Source organism: Algoriphagus sp. PAP.12 (assembly GCF_026652115.1).
Taxonomy (GTDB): domain Bacteria; phylum Bacteroidota; class Bacteroidia; order Cytophagales; family Cyclobacteriaceae; genus Algoriphagus.
Window position 1 is genome coordinate 1 of record NZ_JAPPSQ010000027.1, and the last position, 19,039, is coordinate 19,039.

Genomic DNA, 19,039 nt, shown 5'->3' on the forward strand with positions numbered 1-19,039 from the left:
CCCCCAATGATCCACTTTATGTCTTTCCTATACCTGATGTAGAAATCCAGCGGAGCGGAATTGCTCAGAATAATAGGAAGTAATCTGAGAGTTAAGAGGTGGATCTAAGGAATTCGTATTCCGCCTAAGATCCAAAATGGGTATGAAAAAAGGGGAATCCTCAATGGCTTCTTTGGCCTATTGTTTATCACTCTCTTAATCTTTTCGAGTCTCTATTGAAAGCAATTTTTTGGGGTATTGATCAGGCCAATTTCTATACCCTGCTTTCTCTTTGTTATCTCGAATATTCCAACTTTAAGATTTATAACATTAATATGAAAAAATACCCAGAGCTTATGCTCTGGGCTTTTGAAATTATGGAAGTGCTACAAACTGACCTTCATTTAAAACCGTTTTGGACCCATTGACAGGATCGTTTCCGGAGAAGGTCACAGTACATTCCATAGATGCTTCATCGCATCTATAGCGCTCTTCGTCTACCTCATCGGTGACATCAATGTATTGACCGGGATTTAAAGGGTCTGGTGTCCAAATGATCGTGGAACTTCCCGGTTGGACAGTTGGTCCATTGAAGGCCAAAGCCGAAAATGCTGCTAAAATAAATGCAAACAAGGGTAATCTTTTAATTAAAGTATTCATAAGTATGGACCCTTTTTTAACCGATCAAAAAGGGACAAACCGTTTATTTTCTTTCTTAGCGAAAGAAATGGTTGGAGCCTACTTTTTTAAAGGGTTTTCGGCAATTCCCTTTCTTGTTGCCAGTTACTGACGGGGCTCCTGACTCCCGTCCCAGGAGCGACAACAATACTTTGATCAAGGATTGATGAATTGTTTCATAGACAATCCTATTCTTGTTTAATTTCCGATTGAAGATTGGAAAGCTTGTTTTCATTCGCGGGGATTGAAAGTCCCCAGATTGAAAAGCCAATAAATAGGAGGTTGATATAAAAATGTGTCTGCCATCCAATTGAATCAAATATGCCAGCACAACTACAGGGAACCCGCGGAAATGATCCTACCCAAATTAAACCGATGTATGTGGTGAAGATTGTAAGCAGGAGGGAAGATCCCAGAAAACCCCACCATCTTGTTTTCTTGAAAATTAGCAGAATGGCAAGTCCGATTTCCAAGCAGGGAACGGCAAATGCCAAAATGTCTGCCAAATATTCTGGAAACACTTGATTGTGAATAGCTTGGTAATTCTTACTCCAGTTCAATAGTTTATCCAAGCCTGGATATAACAAGAATAGGATTAAAAGACTTTGAATTATTAACCTGATTCTTCGCATATCAACTTCCTCCTTCCTTTAGGTTATTCTCCAAATTCATCAATTCATTGGATCAAAATCAAATTTGACTGTTGAACAACGTTAAGAATTGAATGAACAACAATTTGGAAAGTATATATTGTTGAGATGATATGTGGTTAAACGAATAATAAATAAAAATAAAAATTGGTTATAATTTTAAATGGTATAATAAATAGAAAAAAATAGATGTTTTTTGGTATATCTTCTTAAATATTAGTAGATTGAACTAATAGATCATTGGTCTGATCAAATATTTGTTTTCCTAGTAAATAGTATCATAACCCAGAATCTGTGTAAGGGTAATATGACTTTCAATTCTAATGAACAAAAGAGAAAGAGGTGTCATATATGCACAAGATATCATGGTTTTTACCGGTAGGAGTAGATCGTATGCTTATAGTATTATTAAGCAAGTGAAGGAGTATTACGGAAAATCGAAGCATCAACTGGTAACAGTCCAGGAGTATGCTGACTTTCATGGTATCGACGTCAAAGAGGTGAAATCTTCACTGGGGTAGAGTTCTGAGAAGCAAAAAGCGGATACTTAAAAAAAGTTATCCGCTTCAATCAGGATTTTCTCCCCCCGGAATGACGATCCGGTTATGTTAAATTGATCTGGTTAGCCCAGTTTACTAGTTTCGATGCTTCGGCACCTGCTGTTTTGTCTCAAAAGCCAGTAATAGTAGTGAGACATTCTCTAAAAAAGCTCGTTGTTTTTCCAGTTCCAGCGGCTTTTTTTTCCCTTTCTGATAGGACTGGAATGGTTTCCCATTCCAGTTTAGGTTCCTTTATTTCTTGTTTGTTCATAATTGTTTTTTTTGGTTAGGTATGAAAAGTAGAGGTTTGAGTGAACGGCTCCAAAAATCGGTTTCCAACAACAATTTGTATTTATTCAGTCGCATTCTGGATAGGATATTTGATTTTCCATTTCTTCTATTATTAGGTTTATGGATTAGCTATTTTTTGTTGGATTTTATTTCAAGATTGGTTTTACAGATTCATATTGGCCCTATGGAAACTGCCAGCCATTTAGTCTTTGGTTTTGCATTTTCCTTTATCCTATTTGATTATTTGTTTCCTAGAATATTTTTTGATGGTAAATGGATTTCAGGATTTGTGGGGATACTTTTTGTGATTGGATTTTTGACAGTACTTAAATTCCAGCTTATCTTTTATCCCCTTGCTTTTTGGAAAGTTGATTTTCAGACTTATTGGTTGGAGGGATTGAGGATCGTACAGTTCCAGTTTTTTACTTTTACGGTTTGGGTCTTTTTTGCCTATCATCAAATTCAAAAAGAGAAAATTGAAAAAGAGGTAGCCTTAGAAAAACTCTCAATCGAACATAATTCTTTGCAGCTCAGTCCACATTTTATGTTGAACCTGTTTTCTGCTTTGATAGTACAGGTCCGAAGTAATTCTGCGAGTTTATACCATGACTTGGAAAATTTTTCAGTGATGCTCAAATACGGATATAAGAGCTTAACTATTGAAAACAGCCTTTTGGATGAATTGACTGCTATTGAATCGTATTCAAAATGTCAATATTTAAGATTTGGGGAAAAACTTCAAATGAAATTACATCTGGATTATGAAGGGGAAATTGCCAAACATGTGTTTCTTCCAAAAATGATCCTGCTGACTTTGGTAGAGAACATATTTAAACATGGAGTATTCCTCAAACCAAAGACTCCCTGTATAATCAATTGTAAATTGGGAGGAGGGATTTTTGAGGCTCCAATTAAATTTTCCTTTATGATTTTTAATCTGGTAGATGTGAACCGCGATTTTCCGGAATCTGGATTTGGAATGGAATCGGTTTTAAAGATCCTGAAATACAATTTTGGTGATCAGTTCTGTTTTATTTATAGCCTCGTGGAAGGTGAGTTTTCTTTGCTTTTATCAATTGATTATGGACAGAATATTTAAAGTAGGTTTAATTGATTATGAGGTTTCAGCATTGATAAATTTAGGGGAAATTATAGATATGATACCTGAATTTGAGGTGGGCTTTAAAACCACAGATCCAAATGAGGGGCTTTCAAAAATTCTTTCTGGTGAAGCTGAAATTTTAATAACAGATGTAGTAATACCTAACTTGGGTGGACTGTCTATTTCAGAAAAATTAGAGGGCACAGGTATTCCTATTATATTCTGTTCAGCACATGATCGATTTGCTGTTTCTGGTTATCAATTGAATGCTGCATATTTTATTCTTAAACCTGCTTTCTTTACCGAAGTTTCCAAGGCTCTGCATACAGCACGGATGAAATTGGAATCCTCCAACGAAAAAGCTTTAATGGGTCGGGAAAATGTAAGGCTGATCAATGGATCGGGTGGGATTACAGGTGAAACGATAGATGTTTCCGAAATTGTTTATTTAGAACAATCCGCCAATGTAACCACCCTCCATTTTATCAATGACAAGAAATTCGTCGTCTCCTCTTTGACCAATTTTTTGAAAGGACTGAAATATTCCAATTTGGTAAGAGTTCACAAATCCTTTGCTGTAAATATTCTGTTAATCAAAAAAATCAATTTTACTCAGATCACATTAAAAAATGATCAAAAGATCCCATTGGGGAGAGGATATAGAGAAGGGCTAAACGACTATTTTTCAGATAAAATCCTTTAAATGATTAAAGGTGTTTTCCTTTCACAGGTTGGATATTGTAATTTCTTCTTGGGGATTTAATTCTTGGTTCTGATTTAACCTTAAGGCTTTTGTGTTAATAATCTGGATAATTTCTTTCCTATTTTAGTTTCTATGAAGATGCATTTTTATGGTAAATCCTTTTTCCGAGCATTCGATAGACCAAATACCTGATGCTTTCTTCCTTGGAAAAAGCATTCAATGGAAGGGATCGGTTGATCAACATGTGTAAATGATTTGAAATAAGAATATGACATTTGCCCGGATCTTTAAAGTTGGAATGGTTGCGAAGGGACTGGAAATAGGTTGCGATGAATTTTTTCCTAGAGTCTTCAAATTCCTGTATTAATAATAGTTCAATTTCCTTCCTAATGGATTTTTGTTGTTCCGATCCCAGTGATTTAAAATGTTTACCCAGAATTTTTAAATGCTTATTTTTCAAATCTGAGTGATAAAATACCTCAGTAAAAAGGGTAGCAATCCAGATGATTCTTTCTTCTTCAGGCATGCATAGAATTGGTGTTTTTAGTTCGGAATTGCCCAATAGGCAATCAGTGGATTCCATTGAAAAAAGGAGCTCTGAGATTTTTAAGTCCTGTATTTTCGAACCATATTTCTCATGTTCCGGGAAATAATTTGCAGTTTGAAAATGGAGATTTGGTGCAAGCTTTTTGAATTGGTTATAAACTGTTCCAATGAGCTGTTGCTGATTTTTTTCGCCCACATCAAGAAACCTCAATCTTATCTCTACCGATGGGGAAGCATAGCATAAGTAATACCATTTTAGATTTGGAAAATCTTGTAATATGGTTCTTACCAATGTTGGAATTACTCCCTTTAGAACAGGGATTAAATCATTTCTATTGCTTTGAATTTTAAGATATAAACAGCCTTTTTCAGGTTCATCTCTATAATTTATGAATTTTGGGAGATCTGTATGTTTGGGATTTGGTTTTCTCTGGTAAACAAACTGAGGATAAAGTTTAGTATGGTTTTTTGTATGAAAAGGACTTTCTATAACACTGATCTTTTCGCTTAGGTTTAAAGATTCTTTTCTTTGAAGTTCTTGAAATAAGAGTATTAATTCATCTTTCCTGTTCCATTTCAATACCAACTCCTGATCAAGGTTTCCAATGGAAAGAATTTTGGGTATTCTATTCTTTTCAAACCAGTTTAACAAGTTTTCTTTTGTGGGGAATTGCTCCTTTTGAATTCTCCACCTTCTTTCCTGTAATATGATATTACTACCCCAATTAAACTGGGGGAGATAGCTTGAATTAAGTAAGAATCCGGATTGATAGGCAATGAAACGGAAACTATCCTGATTGGAAATTTCCCAAAGCAAACGGAAAATCGGATGTGAAATTTGACTTCCGTTCAAAGGATGTTGGAATACGGGAATGATTTCTAAATTAAGACGCCTATGGACAAGTATGATCCTTTGGTTATGGATGCCTAAATAGATTTCATTGAGTGGAATGGAATTCGAATCTTTATCAAAAAATGGGGAAATATGGTGATTGAAAAGGTTGATGTGTTTACTGATGAAGTTGATCGTTTCCGATTCAAAAATTTCCACATCGCAAAAAATCAATCTCTTGGATTTCAATAAATCCTGATGAGTCAATTGTTGATATTCTTGGATGGGCGGAAAGTCACTGAATCTACCAGTATAGACAAATGGACGGTTGCAAACCAAATTGTCCACTATTATTTTATTATTTTTTCCAAGTCTAAAAACGACCTGAATATCATGGATTCCTGGATGTTGATTGGACTGCTTGACATCTTTTTTTAAATCTATTTCTTTCTGATTTTTCCCTAAATTAATTTCAGATAAAACTGAAATTTCTTCCGGATCTCTTAGGTCCATCTGGTTTAAGTTTTCAAAAAGATCATTATCCTTTAAAAGAGTTTCTAGGGAATTAAAAGTGTCATCGTAAGAATTTGAATAGAATTTTTTGAATCGACTAATTAGTGATCTATCGTGAGATACAAACAGGGCGCCACTGGTGTTGATGAAATCATCGAGTTGAGATTGAATTTGTTTTTCGAGTTTGGGTACTGTCCTCAAATAACTATTTATCTGATTGTTTTTGTGTTTTTCCTGGTATTGAAATTTGTTTTGTAAGAAGCCGGTAAATCGGAGTTTGTCCCAAACTTCTTTTTGCGACTTTTTATCGAAAGACTCGTAAAGCTTGGAGTATGATTCCTGGCTAATATGATCTTGGAATTCAAAGAAATGCAACAACTTGTCTATGGCTGGATTAAAGGAGAAAATATGATGAACCCATTTTTCTTCATTTTGAGAGTAGGCCCAAAACTGAATTTTATTTCCAATTCTTTTGATCCCGATGGGTAAACCCCAAATCTTGTTATTGCTTAATACCGGATTAATAGAGTAAATCTGTTTATCCAAATTGATTTCCAGTTCTGATTGGGTTTCTTGACTCCATTGACCAATTCCAACCCCTGACCACATTCCAAATGGAGTGGGTCTATATCTTCCCCTGATTAAATACTTGAAGATTTTTTGCTGAATGGAGTAAGGAAGTTCAGAATAGCCCTTATCCTGAATTGCCTCTGTTAAACCTGGGGAGGAGAGTTCTAGAGCAGATTTGATCCAATTCCAATTTTTTTGGATTTCTGTCTTATTTCCGGGATCAAATTCAACCAAGGGGATTCTATAGATAAACATATTTCTTTTTTGAAGAATGTTATCTCTTTGGAAATTCCAATTCAACTTTCCTCGAAAATCAACAGGATTTATTGCTTCATCAGCAGTTTAAATGTGACTTCAATGAATTGAAGAGTTCTGAATCAAATGATCTGTGCCGGTTGTTAGATTGAAGATGAAAGGAATCTTTGGAATAAAAGGTGCAGAATTTTAAACCATCCTGATTCTGTCCAAAAAGTATTTATGATTCCATAGAATCCATATATTTTTTCAATTTTTTGATTACCAGTTTATTAGTTTCAGTTTAAGGTTCTTCAAAAATGCTTGATTGGGCCAGAGAATGATGTTTTCGGTTGGCTCATTAGGCATATCCTAAAGTTTTTAAAGAATGTGAAATGCTAACCAACTGATGTATGAAAGTTTTTATTGAAGGACTCCTAGATGAAATGGGCCAGTCTCTTGACCTTATTTCAAATGAAACTGTAAATGAATTGCAGAAAGCTGAAAGATGTGGTAAACAGGTGAACACGATATTACTTCAGCTAAGAGGTTTTATGGAGGAATATCGATTTGGAGACCAAAAAGAAGAGATCCAATTTTTTAAATATTACAAACCTCTGATTTTAAAAGAGCTGATATTTTATGCGGAATTGGCCTATATAGAATCCAAAATGCCTATTGGAGAGAAAGAAAAAGTCAAATCCTATTTCCATCATATTATTGACCAATACCAGGACTTTTTTGGCCGGAACCATCAGTTGTACATCTATTATCAATTGGATAGAGATGATTTGGACAATTTATTTTTTTTAAAGGAATCTAAACCCCTGTCTGTAATCCCTGATTATTCCATTGATTATGATCCATCATTTTCTTCACCCAATAGCAACAAGTTAGCAAGGATCATGGCTTTTGAAAAAATGATTGATTACATCCGGAGACGATTGAATCAATTGGAGCTGGGTATGGATTCAAAATCTGGAAATACAACAAAACACAAATGGACAGATTCCAAATCAGCTTTGATCGAACTGGTCTATGCACTGCATTCCAGAGGGGCTGTCAACCATGGGAAGAGTGATGTTAAAATGATCATCCAGATCATGGAATCTCTTTTTGATGTGCAGGTGGGTAATTTCTACAGGACCTTTCAGAGTATGCGGATCAGAAAAAAGAACCGAACTATTTTTTTGGATAGTTTGAAGGACAGTCTGGAAAAACGAATGGACGAAACGGATATGAGGATTTAACTATTGATTGTCGATGATTCTATATGATGTGTTAATCTGTACGGTGAGTTTGGTGATATTTCTTTTTGGGTTTGCAATGCGATTTTGGGTAGAGAAGAGAAGGTTTTACCGAAGAGGGGTTGGAGGATTGCAACAATTTCCCAGCTATTCAAAAGCATTGGCCGTATCAGCTTTGGAGAGGTTTGTCAAGTGGTTGAGTTATCCTGTTCAGATTTTCGGGTTTCTGCTGTTTTTTATTTGGATTGTTTTTGTCAGAGATAGGTTCAGGGAAACTGATAAAATAAAAGTTGAAAAAATGAAAGTCGAAAAAGGGAAAAGCTCCCAGAATCACTTTTCCCCGTAAGGGGATATTCTTTGATAAAAAAAGCAGCCCTATTCCCAAAATTTCAATTCCATTTGGCTGTGGATACCTACAAAGGCCATTCGTCTTTGAATGTTCTGGTAAGTGAGAAATTGTGCGATTCATTGTCCTGAACCAGACAGGCATTGAGCTGGCTTGTGATTGCTTGTTCATCCAAATCCTGACCGATGATGACCAGTTCATTCATGCGGTCTCCATATTGCACATTCCATTTGTTAAGAATGAGCTTTCGATTATCTTTATAGGCTGGATTCTTAATTCTTTCTTTCTCAGAGTAAGCGGCCCACCAAGTTCCAAATGCTTCTGCTTTCAATGATCCTCCGGCCTGACTCCATAAGAGGGCATGATGGGGCCTGGAAGCCAACCAGAACAGGCCTTTGCTTCTGACAACATTTTTGGGCCAATTATTCCGGATATAGTTCCAGAATCTGCCCGGATGAAAAGGACGCCTGTTTCTGTAAACAAAGCTGCTGATCCCATACTCCTCTGTTTCGGGAACGTGCTCCTTGTTCAGCTCCTTTAACCAACCGGCCGATTGTTCGGCTTTGTCATAATCAAACATTCCGGTGTTCATGATTTGCTGGATCGGCACCTTCCCAAACGAAGTCCGGATGATGTTGGCTTCCGGATTCAGCTTGATGAGGAATCCTTCCAGAAGCCTCAAGTTCTCCTCTGAAACCAAATCGGTCTTGTTCAGCACAATCACATTGGCGAATTCCACCTGGTCTGTTAACAGGTTCACGATGGAACGGGAATCCTCTGGATCATCGGTCATATCCCGATCTACGATAGTTTCTGCCGATCCAAAGTCATTGAAGAAATTAAACGCATCCACCACCGTTACCATCGTGTCCAGGCGGCTGATGTGACATAAATCCAATAAGCTATCTCCGGTTTCAAAACTGAACGTCTGGGCAACGGGGACGGGTTCGGAGATGCCGGTACTTTCAATCAATAGGTAGTCAAACTTCTGTTGTTTGGCTAGTTTCTGGACCTCTTCGATCAAATCTTCACGCAAAGTACAGCAGATACAGCCATTGGACATCTCAATGAGTTTCTCTTCGGTCCGGGAGAGTTTGATTTCATTTTGGACTAGTTTGGAATCGATATTCAACTCGCTCATATCATTGACAATCACGGCAACCTTATATCCTTCTCTATTTTGAAGAATGTGATTGAGAAGGGTGGTTTTTCCCGCTCCCAAAAAGCCGCTTAAAACGGTAACCGGTATTTTAGTTTTCATGCTTGGATCGGGCTTGTGTACAGGATGGATAATCCACTTTGGATTTTTTGATGGCTTTCCAATTCAGGAAATGACCCCAGGCAATGACTATTGCCCCTAGGGGAGTGATGACCGACTCCAAAGATTCGGGTGCCCACAGTAGGCCGATGGAAATAATCAAAAAGCCAAGACTGACAATTAAGATTGGAAGCATCTTCTGGTGGTGGCGGATATAGCCATGGGAAAGCGCATACAAGGCCAGAAATAAGCTCGACAGAACCACGGCATATTCGATATAAGGATTTGCCAAAAAGCCCAGTCCCAAAAAGGGAAGGGTGCTGATCACAAAAGGTAAAAATGCACAGTGGATGGCACAGGCAAGGGATGCCGAAAAGCCAATAAAGTCCAAATGCGCACCGATAAAGGTGTTTTTCATAAATTCTTTAAATGCAAATGAGTTGCAAATATAGGGTTAATATTTAAATGCAACAATATTGCAATAAATAAAATCTGTCCTTAGGTTTGTGCTTTCTATTTGCTTATTTATGCTGATTTCACATTCACTTTCTTTTCAATACAATACCTCCAATCACTTTGAATTCCCTGATATAGTTTTGGATAGGGGGGAGAATCTGCTGATTCTGGGAGAATCGGGGATCGGGAAAACCACCCTGCTTCATTTGTTGGCCGGACTCTTAAAGCCGGCATCCGGAAGGATTGAGGTGGGAGGTGTTGACCTGACCCGATTAAATGGAAAGGAGCTGGACCGGTTCAGGGGCTCCCAGGTGGGAATTGTCTTTCAGAAACCCTATTTCATCCAGTCTCTCACCTTAGGAGAAAATTTACAGATGATCCAAACATTGGGCAGAAAATCCATAGATATCCATGCCATTCAACTGCTCTTGGATGAGCTGGGACTTTTTGATAAGATTCATTCCAAAACACATCGTTTATCGCAAGGGGAGCAGCAGCGGGCGGCAATTGCCCTGGCTCTGGTGAATCGACCTGCTTTGATTCTTGCGGATGAACCGACCTCTGCCCTGGATGATAAGAACTGCAGCAAAGTCATCAAGCTGTTAAAACATCAAACTGCAAAATATGGAGCGAGTCTGTTGCTCATTACCCACGACCATCGCTTGACTTGCGAGTTTGAAAACTCAGTGACCCTTCAATCCCAAAATCCATGACAATTTTCCACCTGAGTTTCAAAAATGTCCTTTCCAAGCCACTTTCCACGGGCTTGAGCCTGTTGCTACTTTCTCTGGGCGTAGGTCTTATCTGTTTGATGCTGCATTTGGAACGGCAGCTCAAAGAGCAGATGAGTTCCAATATCCGAGGAATTGATATGGTAGTGGGAGCCAAGGGGAGTCCACTTCAGCTTATTCTTTCGGCCGTGTTTCAGGTGGATGTCCCCACAGGCAATATTTCACTTTCTGAAGCGGACCAATTACTAAAAAACCGCTTGATAGACTATGGAATTCCTCTTTCCTATGGGGATTCTTACAGCAGCTTTAGAATTGTTGGGACAGAGCACCGCTATCCTGAAATCTACCAGATGGAGCTGGCCCGGGGTAAACTATGGACCCAATCCATGGACGTAACCATTGGAGCGGCTGTGGCGGAAAGAACCGGTTTGAAACTAGGGGACACCTTCCTGGGATCCCATGGACTCAGTGAGGGAGGGCATGTGCATGAAGAGCAGGAATATAGGGTCGTCGGACTATTTAAAGCTTCAGGCTCTGTCCTGGATCAGTTAATTCTTACCGATCTGCAAAGTGTCTGGGATATCCATGATTCCCATTCTCACGAACCCGGATCTTTGGATCCTTCCGAAAGGGATGGTCCTCATCATGACCAGGAGGAGCACGAGCACGATACTTCTTCCCAGTCCGAGGATCAGGAACTTGCTCATTCCCAGTCCCAACACCAGTCTCAACCCCAACAAGCAGAAGGGCGACAAATCACTGCTCTTTTGATCAAATTCAAAAATCCATTGGGACTGGTTCAGCTTCCTCGTCGGGTCAATGAAGACACGAACATGCAGGCCGCATTGCCTGCTTACGAATTGAACAAACTCTTTTCATTGATGGGGATGGCCACTGCTACCTTAAATCTGGTGGCGCTGGTGGTGATCCTCGTTTCGGGGCTGAGTGTATTTATCAGTCTCTATCTCAGTTTAAAAGACCGTATTTATGAAATGGCCCTGCTCCGGGCTTTTGGGGCATCCAAAGGCCAGTTGCTGGGAATGATCGTTCAGGAAGGACTGCTGATCTCCTTTTTCGGTTTTGGAATCGGGCTGGCCCTGAGCAGGTTGATTTTGCTTTTGCTCAACTGGACCCTCCAATCTGGATATCCTGTCGGATTCTTTCAGCCGGATTTGCTTTGGGAGGAAATTTTCCTCTTTGCCCTCACCTTGGTAATCGGTCTGTTATCAGCTTTGATTCCCGCTATTTCAGTGTATAGAATTGATATTTCCAAAAGTCTTTCCCATGCCTAGATTCAGTCTTTTTCCCAGTCTTTTCTCTTGTATTTCCATCCTTCTGTTTTGTTTTCTTTTCAGTCTTTCCCCACCGGCTCATTCTCAGACCCAAATTGACTGGGACATCCTAAGTGATGTCAAATTCACAGACAGATACAATGAGAAGGTGCAGGCCTATTATTATTTTCCGGAGTTTGGCCCCAGCGTAAAAGCCCTGCACGGCAAAGAGGTAGTCATCAAAGGGTATTTATTGGTAATCGACCCGGAGAATGATATTTATATACTTTCCGCCAATCCTTTTTCAGCCTGTTTCTTTTGCGGAGGAGCCGGACCTGAATCCATTATAGAACTCAAGGTTCCCTTGAATCATCCCCGGTTTAAAATGGATGAGGTCCTGACATTTCGAGGGACTCTGAAACTCAATGCTGTGGACATTTATCAATGTAATTATATTCTGGAAAACGCATGGCCCAGTCAATAGATTGGTAAAGGAGGGGGCCTGGGTGGATTGGATTGGGGGTTGAGGAATCGGTGAATTAGTAGCGAACGGTTCCCCCAGTTTAATTTTTTGTTATAGCTGGACCGGATGTTAATTCGTAACATTTGAGCTGGATCCAGGAGATTGGGTCTAATGAAAAATGTGTTGAAGTTTTAGGGTCAGTTGTCCTTTGCTAACGCGTTGATTAAAAATGGATTGATATAATAATTGGGTCTTCCTTCTTTTTTGATCAATACCTCATCATTTGCCAATTGATTTAGATAGGTAGCAGCGGTTTGACGGGACTTGAGCATTAAAGCCTGTTGTACATATTCTATCCTTGTATAGGGATGGTTGAATAAATGATTGAGCAGGTCTTGGCTGTAGAATTTATAGTTTTGACGGAGAATATTTTTAAGTTCCATCATTGCCATTTTGATCTGTAAAACCTTTTGCTGAGTGTGTAGGGCGGTACTTTCAACCCCTTGAATCATATAGAGTAGCCATCCTTCCCAATCTTCTTGATCCCGCACAGCCTGTAAATGGTGGTAATATTCTTTTTTATTCTGAATGATATACCTGCTCAGATAGAGAATTGGAAGATCCATTAAACCTTGAAGGACGAGGTAGAGAATATTGATGATTCGTCCTGTCCTTCCATTTCCATCATAAAATGGATGGATGCTTTCAAATTGGAAATGGATAATCGCCATATTGACAATTGGATCCAGATCACTCATTTCAGTATCATTGATGAACTTTTCCAGATTCTGCATGAGTGCTACAATACTATCGGCGTTCTGAGGTGGAGAATAAATTACTTCGCCAGTTCGGTCGTTTTTAATTGTGGTGCCAGGAAGTTTTCGGAAGCCAGCGTTATTCTCTTCTAATGTGGCTTGAATCTCGAGAATATGATTGCTGGTGAGGAGCCGGTTTTGTCTTACTAGATCAAATCCTCTTTTAAGTGCTGCTACCTAATTTTTGACTTCTTTGGTCTCGGGGCTGATGTCACGTTCCAATCCTAAAGTAGATTTGTATAATTCATCATGAGTGGTGACTATGTTTTCTACTTCCGAGCTGTCTTTTGCCTCTTGGAAGACCAAAGAATTAATTAAAATATCTTGTCTTGGGATGCTATTTGCAAGACCCTTTTATTGTCCCAATGCCTGATGTGCAGTGGTCAAAGCCTTAAGAACCGGTCTGGTTTCTAAGTCTTTTGGGTAGGGTAAATTGGAAGGCTGCCAGGTCATCAGGATACTTTTAGGATAATTTACAGGGATTTTTTTAACACTAGGGTTTTTAGTGTTAAAAAAATCTGATTTTTCTAACACTGTAAGATTCAAAGTCAAATTATTTCTATTTCTTTAACAGTAGCACAAAAGCTTCCAAGTTCTTTTGATTTTCTTTCATCAGTTCTTTCAAACTTTTTTCAACTTATTTCCATTGATGATTTCATCAGGTGAATCATAGGCTACAGCTTCATAGATAATCTCTTTGTAGCAGTTGATACTGAGATCCCAATCATTTGAATCTATTTTAGGAACTGGAACCATGAAAGAATTTTCCATTGGAATCGGTGACTTGATTCTTGGAAATCGGGGATATTTTGATCAGGACACCGGGAAGGGAATTGCCCCTCTGATCGACAAGGATGCCATTGAGATTGGTATTTTGCTGCGCAACTGCTAGGCTGGCAAAAAAAACTACACAAAAATACAATGGACAATAGTTTAGTTTATTGCATCGCTTTTTTATTGGAGAATTAGAAAGTTTAGTACCCGAAGCCATGCGGTTGCAGCCGTATGGCTTCTTCTATTTAATGGTTGTTATCTTTCTTATTGTTATTTAGGCTAATTATAAACTTAAAAAAAGCTAAGCTTCAAAACTAAACTGACAAAGAGTTCTAAAGATTTTTCACTAAAAACTTTTTGTAAGCTTTCCTTCATGAGATCATTTTTGGATTTACGGGTAAAGGATAGGCATAGGGACAGGTTTAATTGGTTTGATCAGTTGCCTCTAAAAGGACTTGGTTGAGCTGACGGGATTGACCAGGCAGCCCGTGGCTATTGCTGCCCGGACGATGTCCAGGACCCAATAGAAGAAAGGAGTGAGGTTTTTAAATGCATTGATTTTCACCTGATTAATATTTAATCAGGATGGGTCACTCTGGTTCAACTTACTTATTATTGTCTTACCCAATTGATCAATGGATGAGGTGAATTGCCCTTTGGGTTTTAAATCAATCCATGTGGAATTCCCATCTTTTCTCTAAGACTAAAGAGGTGCCTGTATGGTGCTTTATTTGGTCCCCGCCCTTTATTATCAGGGCATAGCGGTAACTGTCTAAAAGAAACGCTCTTGTTGACTGTTTTTGAAAAGTACCGCTGTTTAGGGGGATGGGTTTATTGGATTTTCAAATGGAAAGCGAATGAAAAAAACACGAAAATGAACAAAGAAAACAAGCGAAATAGAAAATTGTATGTTTGGTTGTCGGATCAGGAGATGACTACCATCAAGTCCTATTTCCAGCAAACAATTCTACCAAACCTGAGTGAATACGTAAGAGAAATTCTCCTTAAAAAACCTGTAATCGGACGCTATCGAGATACCGGGACAGAAGAGCTGTTAAAGGAGTTAACAGTCATGAGAAGGGATTTTCATGACTTGATCATAACTTACAATCAGCAGACTAAAAAACTGAATACTGCCTCCGAATCTGAAATTAATTCCAGTCAAGAGCAAGTTCATCAACTGGAACAGATCATCCAGGAATCAGCAAGGAAACTAAGTCGTTTTTTGGATCAGACTGCAGAGAAATGGTTGCTATCCTAAATAACGGTTCCTCAATCGCAAGGCCTGTTCAATACAATGAGAATAAGCTGAAGGAGGGGACTGCGGTTTTTCTTTCTGCGGTCAATTATCCGGGGAATTCAACCGGTGATTCTCCTGATCTCCGGAAGAAATATTTAGTGAAAATAACGGGGTTGAACCCTCGAAAGAAAATCAATTCAGTCCATGTTTCGCTTAATTTTTCTCCCGATGATACGCTGGAAAAAGATCGGTTGATTCAGATCTCCAAAGAATATATGAAAGGAATCGGTTTTGGAGAGCAACCTTTTTTGATCTATCAACACCTGGACGCAGGCCATCCTCATCTGCATCTTGTGACTACCAATATCCAATTGGATGGGAAAGCGATTTCTCTACACTACTTGGTTAATTTGAAGTCGATTCCGACCTGTAAAGCAATAGAAAATCGCTTTGGATTGGTCAAGGCAGGGGAACAAAAGCCTGCTGTTAGTTCCACCAAACGAGTAGATCTTTCCCCTTTGGAATATGGTAATTCAGAGATGAGAAAGGGAATTGGAAACATCCTCCAATCCATCTTAAAAAACTATTCCTATACCTCTTTAGAAGAGTTGAATGCCGTGTTGAAAGGCTATAATGTGGTGGCTGATCGAGGAAAAGAAGGCTCTATGCTCTATGAGAGAAGAGGGCTGTGTTTTCGGATTCTTAATAAAAAAGGGCAGAAGATAGGAACACCGATCAAGTCCAGTTTATTTCATTTTAAAGCCACGCTGGCCGGTATTGAATCTAGATTTGCTGAAAATGAAAAGGCCCGAAAATTTCATGAGTCAGCATTGAAATCCACCATAGATTTAACCCTATTTAAATCTCCCAATTTGAGGATAGAGGACTGGATTCAAAGACTTGATAAGCAAGGGGTTGTAGTTGTAAAAATAGAAAATCAAGAAGGAAGATTGGTTGGATTAACCTATGTAGATCATCGAACAAAATGTGTTTTCAATGGAAGTTCTTTAGGGAAAGACTATATCGCAAAAGCACTCGTGGCTCGGTTGGGCATGGAACCGAATCAAATGAATCAGCTAGAGTATTCTAGAACTGCTATAGATTTTAGCGAAGAAAAAGCTCGGGCATCAGAGCAGAAAAATACTTCTGATACTTTAGAAAAGAAAGGATATCTGATGAATCCAGATAATCCATTGCTCACTGTTTCAAAGCTAGAAGAAAGCAGTTCGAATATTCCTTTGGAATGGAAAAAAAGGAAAAGACGAAAGAAGAAGGGCATTTCTACTTCATAAAAGGACCAAAGAATGGGCATGCAGACCGGGGAAAACCAACAGGGTTTACGCAAGATTTTGGATATGACCCGACTGATGGCCGTAGGAGTATTGGGACTACATTTTTACTACTATTGCTATGCTTTTTTTAAGGATAAGGGCCTAGTGTCTGCTCTTACTGATCGAATTTTAGAGCAGGTGATAAAGACCGGATTTTTTGAGAGGTTTTTAATTTCCAAATACACCGCATTGGGATTATTACTCATCTCACTTTTGGGAATCAAAGGCAGGAAAAATGAAAAGGCCACCTTAAAATCGGGTGGAATCAGAATGGGGTTTGGGCTGATCCTGTATTTGGGGAGTTTCTTTATTTTTCATTTGAAGGATTATAGTGAGTGGATTGCATTGGAGTATATGCTGCTGACCTCTATCGGTTTTTTGCTCATCCTTTCAGCAGGAACCTTGATTTCAAGAATTATCCGACAGAAGCTGCAAATTGGCGTATTCAACTCAGAGAATGAAACTTTTCCCCAAGAGGAAAGACTCATCAAAAACGAGTTTTCTATCAATTTACCCACCCGTTACAAGTTGAAGGGAAAGATCAGGGCCGGATGGATCAATATGATCAATCCCTTTCGGGGACTTTTGGTTTTGGGAACACCAGGCTCAGGGAAAAGCTATTTTGTCATCCGGCATGTCATTACCCAGCATATCAAGAAAGGATTTTCCTTGTTTGTGTATGACTTTAAGTATGACGATTTATCCACTCTGGTTTATAATACCTGGCTTCAAAATAAAAAGTACTATCGGGTAATGCCTCAATTCTTTGTCATCAACTTTGATGATCTTTCCAGGACCCATCGCTGCAACCCCTTAGCTCCTGAAACGATGTTGGATATCACCGATGCGGCAGAATCAGCTCATACAATTTTGATGGGCCTGAACCGACAATGGATCAAACGGCAAGGAGATTTTTTTGTGGAATCGCCCATCAATTTCCTGACAGCCATCATTTGGTTTTTGAAAAAATACAATGACGGGGAGTATTGCACCTTGCCTCATGTCATTGAGTTGATGCAGTTGGATTATGATGAACTGTTTACTGTTTTGCGGACTGAAAAAGATATCGAAGTATTAATCAACCCCTTTGTCAATGCCTATTTAAACGATGTGATGGAGCAATTGGAAGGACAGATTGCAACAGGAAAAATAGCCATGGCAAGATTATCTTCCCCTCAGCTTTACTATGTGCTCTCAGGGAATGATTTTACGCTGGATATCAATAATCCCGAAGAACCAAAGTTGGTTTGCATGGGCAACAATCCTCAGAAAATTCAGATTTATGGAGCAGTACTTTCCCTGTATGTCAACCGGCTGGTAAAGCTGGTGAACCAAAAAGGAAAGCTGAAAAGCAGTTTGATTTTCGATGAGTTTCCCACGATTTATCTCAATGGAATGGATAGTTTGATCGCTACTGCCAGAAGTAATCAGGTTGCCACTACCTTGGGCGTTCAGGATCTGAGCCAGTTGAAAAAAGACTATGGCAGGGACCTGGCCGAGGTGATCATGGGAATCGTAGGAAACGTAATATCGGGCCAAGTAACAGGTGAAACAGCCAAGCAACTCTCAGATCGGATAGGCAAGATTATGCAGGACAGGCAGAGTCTAACCATCAATAGCGGAGATACTTCTATCAGCAAGTCAAAGCAGTTGGATTCAGCGGTTCCACCTTCCACCATTTCCTCTCTTTCGGCAGGAGAATTTGTTGGATTGGTAGCCGATAATCCAGACTGTAAGCTGGACTTGAAAGCATTTCATTCGGAAATAATCAATGATCATCATAGGATCAAAAAGGAGGAGATGGGCTACTTGCCCATCCCTGTCATCAGAGATATCTCACCTTCGATTGTCAACCGCAATTACCTCCAGATCAAGCAGGAGGTAAAGGATATTGTTCATGCTGAGATGCAGAGATTGCTCAGAGATCCTGCCTTGAAGCATTTGGTAGTAAAAAAGGGGTAAGGTCTGAATAGCGCTTATGAAATAAAAGGGTATGAAAACCCAAGTTTTGCCTAAAAAGCTTCTTGAGAAAAATGAGTGCACTCTTTTGAATTGCCAGTTTCTAAAATGGATCCTAAACTAATTCCAATGTATTTAAGACTAAAAAAAATGTAGTAAAAACTAAATAATAGGTTTTTATAAAAGAAAATTTTATATTTTATACCAATGTTATGAAGTCGACAGGATACATTTTAAGTTTTAACCTGTCATTTAATTAAAAAACTAAGAAAAAGTTAATTTTATTTTGTTTCATGATTTCATGATTTGCATTTGCTGAGACCAGCCATTCCAATGCAATTGAAAAGAAGGATCTAAGTATGTGCGCTCCTGAAGACATGCAGTATGTTTCTTTTACTACTACATGCGGTAGACCTGCAGTGGCGTCAGGTTGTACAACTGAAGATCTAATAGCTGATGCAGTTAGTTGGGAAAGCTTCCTTTGTGAACAACCCTAATTGAATGGTTTGAT

At 38.9% G+C, this 19,039-nt stretch carries 19 protein-coding genes and 2 pseudogenes; 11 read left to right on the forward strand and 10 right to left on the reverse strand.

Annotation, left to right across the window (positions count from 1 at the left end; genetic code table 11):
* Positions 1-354 precede the first annotated feature (354 nt).
* Positions 355-639: a hypothetical protein gene (locus O0V13_RS19965; RefSeq protein ID WP_268036784.1), complete on the reverse strand. Its 285-nt coding sequence runs from the start codon at positions 637-639 to the stop codon at positions 355-357.
* A 206-nt stretch (positions 640-845) separates the two neighbouring features.
* Positions 846-1,289, reverse strand: a complete 444-nt coding sequence (locus O0V13_RS21740; protein WP_442780940.1) for a MauE/DoxX family redox-associated membrane protein — start codon at positions 1,287-1,289, stop codon at positions 846-848.
* Positions 1,290-1,630: 341 nt separating this feature from the next.
* On the opposite strand from O0V13_RS21740, the gene O0V13_RS19975 reads away from it, so the two are divergent.
* The gene (locus tag O0V13_RS19975; RefSeq protein ID WP_268036786.1) at positions 1,631-1,828 is read left to right on the forward strand and encodes a hypothetical protein; all 198 of its coding nucleotides are present in this window, start codon (positions 1,631-1,633) and stop codon (positions 1,826-1,828) included.
* A 148-nt stretch (positions 1,829-1,976) separates the two neighbouring features.
* Here O0V13_RS19975 and O0V13_RS19980 read toward each other — a convergent pair whose 3' ends face one another.
* Positions 1,977-2,117: a hypothetical protein gene (locus tag O0V13_RS19980; RefSeq protein WP_268036787.1), complete on the reverse strand. Its 141-nt coding sequence runs from the start codon at positions 2,115-2,117 to the stop codon at positions 1,977-1,979.
* Between the two features lie 204 nt (positions 2,118-2,321).
* On the opposite strand from O0V13_RS19980, the gene O0V13_RS19985 reads away from it, so the two are divergent.
* Both O0V13_RS19985 and O0V13_RS19990 read left to right on the forward strand, forming a co-directional pair.
* Complete coding sequence (locus O0V13_RS19985; protein WP_268036788.1) at positions 2,322-3,236, forward strand: histidine kinase; 915 nt, start codon at positions 2,322-2,324, stop codon at positions 3,234-3,236.
* The gene (locus O0V13_RS19990; RefSeq protein ID WP_268036789.1) at positions 3,220-3,942 is read left to right on the forward strand and encodes a LytR/AlgR family response regulator transcription factor; all 723 of its coding nucleotides are present in this window, start codon (positions 3,220-3,222) and stop codon (positions 3,940-3,942) included. Before O0V13_RS19985 ends, O0V13_RS19990 begins: the two co-directional genes overlap by 17 nt.
* 130 nt (positions 3,943-4,072) lie before the next feature.
* Here O0V13_RS19990 and O0V13_RS19995 read toward each other — a convergent pair whose 3' ends face one another.
* Positions 4,073-6,658 (reverse strand): lantibiotic dehydratase, encoded by a 2,586-nt coding sequence (locus O0V13_RS19995; RefSeq protein WP_268036790.1) that lies wholly within the window; start codon positions 6,656-6,658, stop codon positions 4,073-4,075.
* A 392-nt stretch (positions 6,659-7,050) separates the two neighbouring features.
* Between O0V13_RS19995 and O0V13_RS20000 the strand changes: the two genes are divergently transcribed.
* On the forward strand, positions 7,051-7,887 hold the full coding sequence (locus tag O0V13_RS20000; protein WP_268036791.1) for an RteC domain-containing protein: 837 nt from the start codon (positions 7,051-7,053) through the stop codon (positions 7,885-7,887).
* A gap of 410 nt (positions 7,888-8,297) precedes the next feature.
* Here O0V13_RS20000 and O0V13_RS20005 read toward each other — a convergent pair whose 3' ends face one another.
* On the reverse strand, positions 8,298-9,491 hold the full coding sequence (locus O0V13_RS20005) for a GTP-binding protein (protein WP_268036792.1): 1,194 nt from the start codon (positions 9,489-9,491) through the stop codon (positions 8,298-8,300).
* Positions 9,481-9,906: a MerC domain-containing protein gene (locus tag O0V13_RS20010; protein WP_268036793.1), complete on the reverse strand. Its 426-nt coding sequence runs from the start codon at positions 9,904-9,906 to the stop codon at positions 9,481-9,483. Before O0V13_RS20010 ends, O0V13_RS20005 begins: the two co-directional genes overlap by 11 nt.
* 109 nt (positions 9,907-10,015) lie before the next feature.
* Here O0V13_RS20010 and O0V13_RS20015 point away from each other — a divergent pair, with 109 nt between their 5' ends.
* From O0V13_RS20015 to O0V13_RS20025, 3 genes are read left to right on the forward strand one after another with little or no spacing between them, the layout of a single operon-like run.
* Positions 10,016-10,657 (forward strand): ABC transporter ATP-binding protein, encoded by a 642-nt coding sequence (locus tag O0V13_RS20015; protein ID WP_268036794.1) that lies wholly within the window; start codon positions 10,016-10,018, stop codon positions 10,655-10,657.
* Positions 10,654-11,967 carry an ABC transporter permease gene (locus O0V13_RS20020; RefSeq protein WP_268036795.1) on the forward strand — a complete coding sequence of 438 codons (1,314 nt, stop codon included), beginning with the start codon at positions 10,654-10,656 and terminating at the stop codon, positions 11,965-11,967. Before O0V13_RS20015 ends, O0V13_RS20020 begins: the two co-directional genes overlap by 4 nt.
* Positions 11,960-12,430, forward strand: a complete 471-nt coding sequence (locus tag O0V13_RS20025) for a DUF3299 domain-containing protein (RefSeq protein WP_268036796.1) — start codon at positions 11,960-11,962, stop codon at positions 12,428-12,430. The genes O0V13_RS20020 and O0V13_RS20025 overlap by 8 nt, the downstream gene beginning before the upstream one ends.
* 176 nt (positions 12,431-12,606) lie before the next feature.
* On the opposite strand, the gene O0V13_RS21680 is transcribed toward O0V13_RS20025, so the two are convergent.
* The 4 genes and pseudogenes from O0V13_RS21680 to O0V13_RS20040 all read right to left on the reverse strand — a co-directional run bounded on the left by O0V13_RS21680 (position 12,607) and on the right by O0V13_RS20040 (position 13,995).
* Positions 12,607-13,035 (reverse strand): Fic family protein, encoded by a 429-nt coding sequence (locus O0V13_RS21680; RefSeq protein WP_326492755.1) that lies wholly within the window; start codon positions 13,033-13,035, stop codon positions 12,607-12,609.
* A gap of 27 nt (positions 13,036-13,062) precedes the next feature.
* Positions 13,063-13,341, reverse strand: a pseudogene (locus tag O0V13_RS21685) (Fic family protein); the annotation flags it as partial.
* Positions 13,342-13,401: 60 nt separating this feature from the next.
* Positions 13,402-13,566 (reverse strand): annotated as a pseudogene (locus O0V13_RS20035) (Fic/DOC family N-terminal domain-containing protein); the annotation flags it as partial.
* Positions 13,567-13,845: 279 nt separating this feature from the next.
* The gene (locus O0V13_RS20040; protein WP_268036797.1) at positions 13,846-13,995 is read right to left on the reverse strand and encodes a hypothetical protein; all 150 of its coding nucleotides are present in this window, start codon (positions 13,993-13,995) and stop codon (positions 13,846-13,848) included.
* An 877-nt stretch (positions 13,996-14,872) separates the two neighbouring features.
* Between O0V13_RS20040 and O0V13_RS20045 the strand changes: the two genes are divergently transcribed.
* The 4 genes from O0V13_RS20045 (at position 14,873) to O0V13_RS20060 (ending at position 19,025) form a co-directional block, all read left to right on the forward strand.
* Positions 14,873-15,259, forward strand: coding sequence for a hypothetical protein (locus tag O0V13_RS20045; RefSeq protein ID WP_326492753.1), 387 nt, complete (start codon positions 14,873-14,875; stop codon positions 15,257-15,259).
* The gene (locus O0V13_RS20050; RefSeq protein ID WP_268036798.1) at positions 15,244-16,530 is read left to right on the forward strand and encodes a relaxase/mobilization nuclease domain-containing protein; all 1,287 of its coding nucleotides are present in this window, start codon (positions 15,244-15,246) and stop codon (positions 16,528-16,530) included. Before O0V13_RS20045 ends, O0V13_RS20050 begins: the two co-directional genes overlap by 16 nt.
* A gap of 12 nt (positions 16,531-16,542) precedes the next feature.
* On the forward strand, positions 16,543-18,531 hold the full coding sequence (gene mobC, locus O0V13_RS20055; protein ID WP_326492754.1) for a conjugal transfer protein MobC: 1,989 nt from the start codon (positions 16,543-16,545) through the stop codon (positions 18,529-18,531).
* Positions 18,532-18,887: 356 nt separating this feature from the next.
* A complete protein-coding gene (locus tag O0V13_RS20060; RefSeq protein ID WP_268036799.1) occupies positions 18,888-19,025 on the forward strand; it encodes a hypothetical protein in 138 nt (45 codons plus the stop codon).
* Positions 19,026-19,039 lie beyond the last annotated feature (14 nt).